Here is a 10,751-nt window from a genome sequence, read left to right as displayed (position 1 = left end):
GTTGAAATCCCCGGATATCAGCATGGTCGAGCGCCGTTCCCATGTGCCCGCCCGCTTGCACCTCTCGAACCACGATCGAGAGCCCCGTGAGGCCAACTTCGCTTGACCGGCCATCTCATATCAACGTTTTGCGCATGAGCGGCGCTCACGCGCTTCGGGACGATTCTAACCTCGCGGCGACCGATGCGCTTGTTGGGCAGCCGATTGCAGGTGCCTCACGGCAGCCCTTGCGCGACGCGCCTACCTCCAGAATCGCCAGCCCTTCTTTCTTCTCCAGTGCAGGTCGCTCGCTGGCACTAGCGCCCACTACGTCGCCGTTGCCAGGTTGTTCCACGTCTAGCCCCTCGAGGAGTCTTTCGCCAGTGCGGATGCAGTTGTCACGATAGGAGCCCCCGCTTCTTTCCGCCCTACACAGGCTCACGATGTCGTGCAGAGCCGACCGTGCCTGCCGCCGAACCTCCGGATCATCCCCGTGCTCGCCTATCCGAGCTGCCGTTCCCTTTGCGGCAAGCATCTTGTCGAACGCGACGATGACCGTCTCACGGGTATCCCAGTCACCGAGACTGAACGCTTCAGTCAGCGCAGCGACATCGCCGCCAACTGCCATCTCTCCGATTTGTTTGACGGTGACAAACTCAGTCACTCTGCATCCCCCTTGCGTAGGCTTCCCAGAAGCCTTCCTCTGCTGCAAGCGCGCATGTGCGCCGCATGCGCCATTCTCTATTCCCCCGCGTGGACAGAGCCTCACCCCGTCGATGCCAGCCACGTTACCGACCGAAACTCGGGCGCACATCACATCCCGGCAGTAGCAGATCCTGCATACGGATCATCCTAGGTCTGCCCAACGTGTTCGATTTGAGCTGCGAGCGTAGCGAGTCAGCTCGAAATCGTTGTTAGCGGGCAGCCGCAGACTCGCTACCTCTCACCCCAAGGTTCCAGTACAGGCGCCTTCACGATCTTGGTGCCGTCCGGCGAGAGGAGGAACTGATCACCTGCGGCGTCCTCAAGCAGGTAGATCCGCACCATCGCCTCATCGGACCCCCAGCCTTCAGCGACAGACAACTCCAGTGCCCTCGAGATGGCATGCTCCTGCGCCTGCCGTTCTGCTTCGCTCTCGGGCCGAACGCGGGCCGGCGGCCTCTCCTCCAAAGGAGCGAACTCCGGACCAGCTCCCCAAAGACGCTGCGGAGTGAGGAGACGGCCGGACTTGGTCATGAATACCTCGAAGTCGAGCCGTCCCTTCTCCCACAAGACAAGTTCGTAGCCGACGATTCTGACCGGCCGCGCAGAGCTGGCTCTTGAAGCGGCGACCAGCAACGCGTCAGTGCTGGACGCGTCGACTGAAGGCGGCCCGCTCGCCGAAGTAGACGCAGTCGGCTCTCCGCCCGGTACTGCAAGGTCCGACACACCGCCCGGCGCCGAACATGCGGCGAGGAGCAGAACAACCACAGCAGCGACCACGACTGTCACTGCGCGCATATCGCCTCCTCAAGCTCTGTCCCGCTAACAATGATTGGACAGTCTGTACTATCCACGTGCACAGACTGCCACTTTCTGCATAAGACGTCACCGTCTCAGACGGCTGGTCTCCGGAATCCAGCCGTCACCAGCGGTTTCGCCGGCGTCTCGCTAGATACGCTCGATGGCAAGTACAGTCTGTATATCCCGGCTCACAGCGCGTCCATCGGGCTCTTCACGCCGTGGCCGCCTTTGTTCAGCACGTGGGTGTAGATCATCGTAGTGCTCAGGCTCTTGTGGCCGAGCAGTTCCTGGATGGTCCGGATGTCGTATCCGGCTTCGAGAAGGTGTGTCGCGAACGAGTGCCTGAACGTGTGGCACCCGACGTGTTTCACGACTCCCGCCCGTCGCACGGCGTCCTTGACCGCCCTCTGGAGTATCGTCTCGTGGACATGGTGACGGCCTTGCTCTCCGGTCTCCGCGTTCCTCCACCGGCGTTCCTGCGGGAAGACCCACTGCCAGCGCCACTCCGCCGGGGCGTTGGGGTACTTGCGGTCGAGCGCCTCCGGGAGCGGCGCGCGACCCCATCCGTCGGCCAGGTCGCGGTCGTGGACCGTCTTCGCGCGTCTCAGATGCTCCATCAGTGGCACCTTCAGAGACTCGGGGAGCATAGTCACCCGGTCCTTCGCGCCCTTTCCGTTGCGGACCAGTATCTCGGTCCTCGAGAGGTCGACGTCCTGCACCCGCAGGCGCAGGCACTCCATCAGGCGCAGGCCGGAGCCGTAGAGCAGCGACGCCATCAGCCACGCTTCGCCGTCCATCTCGGCCAGCACGGCGCGGACCTCGTCCCGCGTCATGACGACCGGCAGGCGCTTCGGCTTGCGGGCGCGCACGACGTCGCCCAGGTCACCGATCCCCCGGTCGAGCACGTGCCGGTACAGGAAGAGCAGCGCGGAAAGGGCCTGGTTCTGCGTCGATGAGCTGACCTTCGCCTCCATTGCGAGGTGCGTGAGGAACGCGTTGATCTCCGCTTCGGCCATGTCGGCAGGATGCCGCAGGGCGTGGAATCGGATGAAGCGCTCGATCCAGAGGCAGTACGTGTCCTCGGTGCGGTGGCTATAGTGGCGCGAGCGCAGGGCCTCTCGCACGCTGTCCATCAAACGGGGCGGGTCCATGGGTGCTCCCTCGGTCGTCGGGGCATAATCAGCCACGATGCAGTGTGCGCCCGCGTTCTTACCGGGATCTGATCGAGCGGCGCTCGAGGGGATGCGCGTGCCGGCACGTTGCTGTACCATGATGTGGTACAACAAGCCGTACCCGAAGGTGGTACACGATGCTCTCGGAACTCCTCGGCTCGAAGACTCGCGCGCGCATGATCGCGGCGCTGGTGGTGGCGCCCGAGCAGCGCTTGCACCTGCGCGCTCTCGTACGCGCGGCGGGCGGAGGCATCGCGTCGGTCCAGCGCGAGGTGGAGCGGCTCGAGGATCTAGGGCTGGTGACCAGCGAGCGCGACGCGCGCGGTCGCAGGCAGATCTCGCTGGTGGCCGACCACCCGTTCGCGGGGCCGGTGGCCGGCCTCGTCGCCGCCGAGCCGTCCGCTCAGTACGGCGCCCGCATCGCCCAGATCGAGGGATTGCGGCCGGAGGTCGCAGAGGCGCTGGGCGGGTGGGTCGACGCCATCGTGACCGGCTTCGATCCGATCCGCATCGTGCTCTTCGGCTCGCAGGCCAACGGCACTGCCGACGAGGGCAGCGATGTGGACCTTCTGGTGGTTCTGCCGAAGTTTAAGGACCGCGGCCGCACGATGGTGGACATCAAGACCGCGGTGGGCCGGCGGACGATCGGCCTAGACGTGATCCCGACCGATCCGGAGGACATCGAGGCACAGCGGACGGCCAGTGCGTCCGTCGTCCGAGATGCCGTGGAGGAGGGAGTGACGTTGTATGAGCGATCGGCGTGACCCCGAAGACCCTCGCAGTTGGCTGGACTATGCTGACGCCGACCTGCACGCCGCACGCGTTCTCGCCGGCGAGGATGACGGCTTTCCGATGCAGGTGTGTGCCTTCTGCCAGCAAGCCGCGGAGAAGTACCTGAAGGCGGTGCTCGTCGCAGGCGGGTGCGATGTTCCGCGGATCCACGGTCTCGTCGAACTCCGCGCGCTGACCGGGCGGTCGATCTCGGAGCAGGTCACCGACGGCGAACTAGAGGAACTCACGAAGTGGATCGTCGTCGGCCGGTATCCCACCGTCTGGGAAGAGCCCACTTCGGCAGACGCCGCCGTGGCGTTGCGCCTGGCCGAGGTCGTCGGTGTCGCGGTGCGGGGCATCATCTCGGGGTTCCCCGAATGACCGCCCCCTCGCTCGTCCTCGGCACGGCCGGGCACATCGATCACGGCAAGTCCTCGCTGGTCCTGGCTCTCACCGGCACCGATCCCGACCGCCTGCCCGAGGAGAAGGAGCGCGGCGTCACGATCGAACTCGGCTTCGCGCGGCTCGACCTGCCGAGCGGGCGCTCGATGGGCGTCGTCGACGTGCCGGGTCACGAACGCTTCGTCCGCCAGATGGTCGCCGGCGCGACCGGCATCGATGTCGTGCTCCTCGTCGTCGCCGCCGACGACGGCGTGATGCCGCAGACGCGCGAGCACCTGGCGGTGGTCGACCTCCTCGGCATCCCGAAGGGCGTCGTCGCGCTCACGAAGTCCGACCTCGCCGACCCCGAGTGGCTCGAGCTGGTGCGCGCGGACGTCGAGGCGCTGCTGCGCGGCACCACCATCGAGGGCGCGCCGATCGTCGCGGTCTCGTCGCGCACGGGCGAGGGGCTCGACGAGCTCCGAGCCGTCCTCGACGAGGTCGCGCAGGGCACCCCTTCGCGCCAGGCGGCGCTACCCGCGCGCCTGCCCGTCGACCGCGTCTTCACCATCGCCGGCGCGGGCACGGTCGTCACCGGCACACTGTGGTCCGGCTCCGTCACCAAGGACGACCCGCTCGAGGTGCTTCCCTCCGGCCGCACGTGCCGCGTGCGCTCGGTGCAGGTGCACTCGAAGGCGGTCGAGCGCGCGGGCGCGGGCCAGCGCGTCGCGCTCAACCTCGCGGGCATCGAGCGCGACGAGGTCGCGCGCGGCGACGTCCTCGCCGCGCCGGGTACGCTCACCGTCACCGACCGCTTCGACGCGCGGTTCACCTACCTGCCCGCGGAGGAGAAACCGTTCCGCTCCGGCGCGCGCGTGCACGTCCACCACGGCACGCGCGAGGTGCTCGGCCGCGTGCTGCTCATGGATGGCGACGAGCTGCTCCCCGGCGGGACGGCGTACGCGCAGGTCCGCTTGGAGGAGCCGCTGGCGCCCCGCTACGACGACCGCTTCATCGTCCGCTCGTACTCGCCGATGTGGACCATCGGCGGCGGCGTCGTCCTCGACGTGCGCCCGCCGCGCCGCACCCGCATCGGCGACCTCGAGCGCGCGTTGCTCGACGCGCTCGCCGCTCGCGATGTGGCGGGCGCCGCGGTGCGCCTGCTCGCCGCGCGGGGCGTGCCGCTCGGCTCCGCCGACGTCGCGGCGACGCTCGGCGTCCCGCGCGCTGCCGTCGCCGAGGCGCTGAACGCCGCGGGGCTCGAGCGGCTCAAGGTAGGCGGGGAGACGCTCTTCGCCGACCCCGCGGCGCTGGCCGCGCTGCTGGCGATGCTCGAGCGGGAGCTGCGCGCCTTCCACGCGTCGCAGCCGAAGGCGACGGGGATGGCGGTCGCGGCGCTGCGCGACAGGGTCGACCGCCATCTCGAGCCGCGCACGTTCGACGCGCTGCTCGGCGTCGCGGTCTCGCGCGGGATCGCCGCCGTGGAGAAGGGTGTGGCGCGCCATCCCGAGGCCGCGGTGTCGGCTCTGGCGACGGCGGACGCCGCCGTCGCGTCGCTCGAGGCGCTGCTCGCGAGTCAGGGTCTCGCGCCTGGGACCGTCGCGGAGCTCTCCGCCGAGGCGGGCATCGACGCGGGCGTCGCGCGCAAGGCGCTCACAAGGCTGGTCGCGGAGGGGCGTGTCGTGCGGCTCTCGGGTGAGATGCACTTCCACGCCGATGCGATCGCGCGCGCCAGGTCGGGGATAGAGACGTTCCTTCGCGAGCACGGGACCATGCTCGCGAAGGACGCTCGTGACGTGCTCGGCAGTTCGCGCAAGTACGTCGTGCCGCTGCTCGAGTACTTCGACGCGCAAGGTCTCACCAAGCGTGACGGAGACGCGAGGGTGCTGCGCGAGAGCCGCTAGTCGTTGTCGCGCTCGGTCGCGGCATTGCGGTGCTGCCGCGCGCGACGCTCGGCTTCGGCGATCGCGTGTTCGGCACGGCGCTGGTTCTGGCGGGCGTGGTTCCGGCCGTAGGCGTAGTGATGTCCGTTATCGTGGCGGCCGTCGTGACGCACGGCGTGGCCCGGCGCGGGCGTTGAGGTCGGAGGAGCGACGCTCGTGGGGGTCGGGGAGGGCGCGGGGGTCGCCGTCGGCACGGGTACCGGCACTGGGACCGTCGCGTACGTGTGGCAGTTCGTGCACGTCCCGCCCCAAGAGTGAGGAGGCGTCGCGCCGGGCTGTATGACGGGGGCGGCGTTGGCGACGGCGGCCATGGTCAGCATCCCTGCGGCCACGGTCAGAGCGAGCGCGAGCCCGCGTGTGATGTGCTTCGTCCTCATGATGAAAGACTCCTTCGCTAGTCGGCGGTATGCCTTCTCCCCATCATCGGGCGCCGACATGAGCGGGGCGTGAGCGAGCGGTGAGGAGTCTCTTACGGGGTCCGAAGTCTCACGACGAAGACGGCGCCGCCGTTCGGCGCTTCCTCGACGCGGATCTCCCCTCCCAGCAGCTCGAGGAGCCGTTTCGTGATCGCTAGACCGAGGCCGCTGCCTCCGCCGGAAGCCGGGCGCGGACCGGCTGCCCGGTAGAATCGCTCGAAGATCCGCTGGCGATCCTGGGGCGGTACGCCCGGTCCGTCGTCCGCGACGCGTATGACCGCGCGGTCACCCTCGGAGCCGTAGGCGAGTGAGATCGAGCCCCCCGGCGAGGTATGCGCGACGGCGTTCGCGAGCAGGTTGAGCAGCGCCTGCCCGAGCATGTCGGGGTCGGCGAGCGCGCGTACGCCCCTCTCGCAGTCGATGGACCAGGATCGGTCACCGAGCGCCTTCGCGCGGGCGAGAGCGGTGTCGACGAGAGGTCCTACCTCGAGGGGGACGGGCTTGCGCGGCTGACCGGCGTCGAGCCGGGCGAGCGCGAGCAGGTCCTCCACCAGCCTGGACATCCTCCGTAGTTCGTCGTCGACGAGCGCGAGCGTCTCCTCCTGTTCGTGCGTGAGACCGCCCGCGTGCGACATCACGTCGAGGTGGCCGCGCACGACGGTGAGCGGGGTGCGCAGTTCGTGCGAGGCGTCGGCGACGAAGCGGCGCTGCTCGTCGAAAGCACTGTCGAGGCGATCCAGCATGTCGTTCACGGCGCCGACCATCAGGCCGACGTCGTCGGGCGGCCCCACGTATCGGACCCGCTCCGACAGCGATGTCTGGCCGATGCGGTCGACTGTTCGCGCGGCGGCGTGCAGCGGTGCGAGACTCGTGCGCGCCACGCCCGCGGAGAGCGCGGCGCCCGCCGCCACCACGAGCGCTCCGACGACCGCCAGCGTCCACGCCACCTGGGCGGCGAGGCGTCTCGAAGGCGCGAGCGATAGCGCGGCCTCGAGAACGGCGACGGTCTTGCCGGCGGTGTCGCGCACCGGGACGACGGCGACGCGATACGGCTCCTTCTGGAAGATCAACGTCACGAAACCGCGGCGCGAGGTCGCTGGCCGCAAGAGGGTCCGATTCCCCGGAGCGGTCTCCAGGGCGAGAGCGGCGTTGGAGACCAGGCGGCCATCGGCGACACGCAGCAGCAGTATCGGCGTCGATGCGGAGCCCGCCGAAGAGCGCGACCCCAGGAACGTGCGCGCCGAGGCGATGAGGCCCTCGGTGCCGTCGGTCGAGGCGACACCGGCGGCGAAGGCGGCCGTCTCGCGGGTGAGCGTGCGATCGATGTCGTCGGCCAGACGGTTGGAGATCGCGACGCGGCCGATCGTCACCATCGAGATCGCCCCGGCGGCGAGGACCGTGGTCACGGCGAGCGCGACCCGGACGCTTGTCGAGAAGCTGAGCCTAGCGGCGGACACGGTATCCGGCGCCGCGGACGGTCTCTATGACCGACGGCTCGTCCGGACGGTCCAGCCTTCGGCGAAGATAGCCGACGTAGACGTCCACGACGTTCGAGTCGGTGTCGAAGTTGAACCCCCAGACCGCGTCGAGGAGTTGCTGTCGGCCGAGCACCTGTCCCGCGTGTCGCATGAGGTACTCGAGGAGCGCGAACTCGCGCGACGGGAGGTCGGTCTCCACTCCGTCGCGCGTCGCGGTCCGCGCGCGAGTGTCGAGTTCGAGGCCGCTCACCGCGATCACGTCCGAGCGCGCCTGCGTCGCCCGCGTGAGTGCGCGGGTCCGAGCGGCCAGTTCGGCGAAGGAGAACGGTTTGGTCAGGTAGTCGTTCGCGCCGAGGTCGAGGAGGTCGACCTTCCCGTCGATGTCGCCGAGGGCGCTGAGGACGAGCACGGGGGTCGCGGTGTCGGTTGCGCGCAGTCGCGTCAGAACGTCGCGGCCGTTGCCGTCGGGTAGCATCAGGTCGAGGAGGACGAGGTCGAACGGACCGGAGTCCAGGAAAGCATGAGCCTCTCCGACGCCGGAGACCCGCTCGACGTTATGTCCCTCAGCCCCTAGTCCCTTGACGATGAAAGAGGCGATGCGGTCTTCGTCTTCGACAAGGAGGATCCGCACTGGACATCCCGCTCTCGGTCTTCGCTCTCGCGCACCGGTGGTGTGATCACCTCGTGCACGCTGCTTGCTCCGTACAGTACGTTCCCGTCAGAGGGCGTTTCGTCCACAGGGTGGCTCGTCGCGGCGGTGTGCGTCTGGTCCGGACGGACGGCGCTGGGGCGTACCGCAGAAGACGGGCGTGGCGGGGGGCCGTGGCGTGTCACGGGTGCGGTGAGTGCCGCGGAGCGTGCGGGTGCGGCCGCCGGCGCGGCGGCGCGAGCAGGACGGGTGAGTTCCTGGGAGCGCGGGCCGGTGGCCGGGCGCGTGGGGGCGGGGGCCGCCGGCCTCGATGGTCCGACGATCGGCGTGGGGAGGTCGTGTGCGGAAGGAGTGGGACCGTCGAAGACGAGACCGGCCGCCCACGCCGACCCAGCGAGGGTGAGGACGGACCCAATCACGAGCGCGATGAAGCGCATCGTCGACGAGCGGCGCATCCGGTTGGCTCCCATCCGAGGCGTGTCTTCCTGTCCCGACCATTATGGCTCCATCGCGCCGAGTGTACATGAGAGCCGGATGAGAACGCTCTCATAACGGCGTCCTGGCCGTGTCGCCCGAGCAGCGCTCGAGTTTGACACCCCTGCCCGACCCCCGGAGAATACCGCGATGGAGGCGGATGGGTCCTGGTGGGCTCCGCGGTCTTCAAAACCGTAGTGGGGCGTGAAGAGCGTCCTGGGTGCGTTCGATCCGCACGCGCCTCCGCCACGCGGGATCGAACGGACGCCGCCGCGAACACCTGCCGGCGGCGTCCGCGTTTCGATAAGAGTCGGCCGGGGACGGGTGTATACTCGCGCCATGACTCGACACAATGGTATCTCCCGCATCCTCATCGCACTCGTCGGCGCGGCCATCATCGCTGCCGCGGCGCCGGTCGTAGCCAGTGCCTCGTGGCTCGACGCGCTGGTGGTACGCGACACCAACCACGCCTCGATCGTCGGTGACGGCGGGATGGCCTTGGTCACTTCGAACGGCGGATCGACCTGGACGCCACGCGCCACGGGTTCCGCAGGCCGTCTGCGCGCGTTGGCTGGGCTCGGGACCTCCGGCCTGCTGGCCGGCGGGGAGTGGGACGGGACCCTGCGCGCCTCGCTAGACAGCGGGCTCACCTGGTCTTCCCGTTCCATCGCGGACAACGCCATCCACGTGCTGGGCATCCGCTTCACCGATGCGTCGAACGGTTGGGCCGTGGGGCAGGACTCGGCGATCACCCTCGGCGTCGTCTACCGCACGACCGACGGTGGCGTGACGTGGACTGAATCCTGGCGCGGCGTATCTTCGCAGGCGCCGGGTGACGAGCAACCCGCGGCGACCGACACGGAGTGTTTCGCGCTCGACGTGGTCGGAGACACCGTGTGGGTCACGGCGTACGCATGGGCGGCGACGACGAACCAGACGCGTTCGCTGATCGTGCGCACCGACGACGGCGGGGCCACGTGGTCGTATGGGTACTCGGGTACCGCGCAGCGGCTCGATGCGATCGACTTCGTCGACGCCACCCACGGCTGGGCCGTGGGCACCGGCCGCGTCATCCAAGTGACGTCCAACGGCGGCTCCTGGAGCCCTCAGCTTCCGGCTATCTCCGGCGGAGCCGATCTCCACGGTCTGTGCATGACCGGCGCTTCGCACGGCGTCGCCGTCGGCGACGCGGGGACGATACTCCGCTTCGACGGCACGTCCTGGACGGCGCGTCCTTCCGGCACGACGGCCAGCCTGCGCGCCGTGGGGTTCGCCTCCGACGCTCGGCACGGATGGGCGGTCGGCGACAACGTCGTCCTCGCGACGGCGGATGGCGGGCTCACGTGGAGCGCGCAGACCGGCAACATCGCGCGCCGCACACTCACCATGTCCGCATCGCGTCCGCCCGCGATCGTCGCGTACGGCGCGCGCGTCACGCTGTCAGCGCATCTGAGCGACCCGTCGGGGGCGCCCGCCCGCGGCCGCGCCGTGCGTCTCGAGTCCTCGTCCGACGGGGTGCGCTGGACTGCCAGCTCCGCCGCGGTCTCCTCGATCCTCGGCACATACACCGCGACGGCCGCACCCTCGCGGCGCACCTGGTACCGGCTCGCTTTCCCGGGCGACACGTTCGACGCCCCGGTCGCCGCTGCCTCCGCGGTCGTCACACCGCGTGTGTACCTGCCCGCGCCGACGGTTCCCTCGGTCGCGTATCGCGCCCGGACGTTCACCGTCGCGGGGTTCCTCCGTCCTCGTCACACCGCCGGCGCGCGGTCCGTGAGGCTGTTGTGCTCGCGGTACGAATCCGGCCGCTGGGTCCTGCGCGCGACGGTCTACGCGGTCAACGCCAACTACTCGACCTACACGCGCTACTCCGGCCGCGTCACCCTCCCGTATCGGGGGACATGGCGCATCGTCGCGTACCACCCCGCCGACGGCGCGCATGCTGCGACGTACGCGCCCGAGCGGCGTCTGTCGGTCCGGTAGAC

General features: G+C 69.3%; 10 protein-coding genes and 1 tRNA gene. 5 read left to right on the top strand and 6 right to left on the bottom strand.

Going from position 1 to position 10,751, the window contains the following annotated elements:
- Nucleotides 1-145: 145 nt before the first annotated feature.
- The 3 genes from WC971_03470 to WC971_03460 form a co-directional block, all read right to left on the bottom strand.
- Nucleotides 146-643 (bottom strand): hypothetical protein, encoded by a 498-nt coding sequence (locus tag WC971_03470; protein MFA5843871.1) that lies wholly within the window; start codon nt 641-643, stop codon nt 146-148.
- A gap of 272 nt (nt 644-915) precedes the next feature.
- Nucleotides 916-1,479, bottom strand: coding sequence for a hypothetical protein (locus WC971_03465; GenBank protein MFA5843870.1), 564 nt, complete (start codon nt 1,477-1,479; stop codon nt 916-918).
- 191 nt (nt 1,480-1,670) lie between these two features.
- Entirely contained in the window at nt 1,671-2,633 is a 963-nt protein-coding gene (locus WC971_03460; GenBank protein MFA5843869.1) for an integron integrase, read from the bottom strand.
- Between the two features lie 158 nt (nt 2,634-2,791).
- Here WC971_03460 and WC971_03455 point away from each other — a divergent pair, with 158 nt between their 5' ends.
- From WC971_03455 to selB, 3 genes are read left to right on the top strand one after another with little or no spacing between them, the layout of a single operon-like run.
- Nucleotides 2,792-3,418 (top strand): nucleotidyltransferase domain-containing protein, encoded by a 627-nt coding sequence (locus WC971_03455; GenBank protein MFA5843868.1) that lies wholly within the window; start codon nt 2,792-2,794, stop codon nt 3,416-3,418.
- Nucleotides 3,402-3,806, top strand: coding sequence for a HEPN domain-containing protein (locus WC971_03450; GenBank protein ID MFA5843867.1), 405 nt, complete (start codon nt 3,402-3,404; stop codon nt 3,804-3,806). The genes WC971_03455 and WC971_03450 overlap by 17 nt, the downstream gene beginning before the upstream one ends.
- Nucleotides 3,803-5,710, top strand: a complete 1,908-nt coding sequence (gene selB / locus WC971_03445) for a selenocysteine-specific translation elongation factor (GenBank protein ID MFA5843866.1) — start codon at nt 3,803-3,805, stop codon at nt 5,708-5,710. Before WC971_03450 ends, selB begins: the two co-directional genes overlap by 4 nt.
- Here the strand turns inward: selB and WC971_03440 are convergent.
- From WC971_03440 to WC971_03430, 3 genes are all read right to left on the bottom strand, one after another.
- Complete coding sequence (locus WC971_03440) at nt 5,707-6,126, bottom strand: hypothetical protein (GenBank protein ID MFA5843865.1); 420 nt, start codon at nt 6,124-6,126, stop codon at nt 5,707-5,709. The two genes, selB and WC971_03440, sit on opposite strands and share 4 nt — an antisense overlap.
- A gap of 92 nt (nt 6,127-6,218) precedes the next feature.
- Entirely contained in the window at nt 6,219-7,622 is a 1,404-nt protein-coding gene (locus WC971_03435; GenBank protein MFA5843864.1) for a HAMP domain-containing sensor histidine kinase, read from the bottom strand.
- On the bottom strand, nt 7,609-8,274 hold the full coding sequence (locus tag WC971_03430) for a response regulator transcription factor (protein ID MFA5843863.1): 666 nt from the start codon (nt 8,272-8,274) through the stop codon (nt 7,609-7,611). Before WC971_03430 ends, WC971_03435 begins: the two co-directional genes overlap by 14 nt.
- A gap of 644 nt (nt 8,275-8,918) precedes the next feature.
- Between WC971_03430 and WC971_03425 the strand changes: the two genes are divergently transcribed.
- Together WC971_03425 and WC971_03420 are read left to right on the top strand one after the other, a co-directional pair.
- Nucleotides 8,919-9,015, top strand: a tRNA-Sec gene (locus tag WC971_03425).
- Between the two features lie 90 nt (nt 9,016-9,105).
- Nucleotides 9,106-10,749, top strand: a complete 1,644-nt coding sequence (locus WC971_03420; protein MFA5843862.1) for a hypothetical protein — start codon at nt 9,106-9,108, stop codon at nt 10,747-10,749.
- The last annotated feature ends 2 nt before the right edge of the window (nt 10,750-10,751 follow it).

The organism is Coriobacteriia bacterium, assembly GCA_041658765.1.
In the GTDB taxonomy this organism is placed as follows: Bacteria; Actinomycetota; Coriobacteriia; order Anaerosomatales; family JBAZZO01; genus JBAZZO01.
The sequence above is the reverse complement of the archived record's forward strand: the minus strand, read 5'-3'. Positions and strand labels throughout refer to the sequence as shown.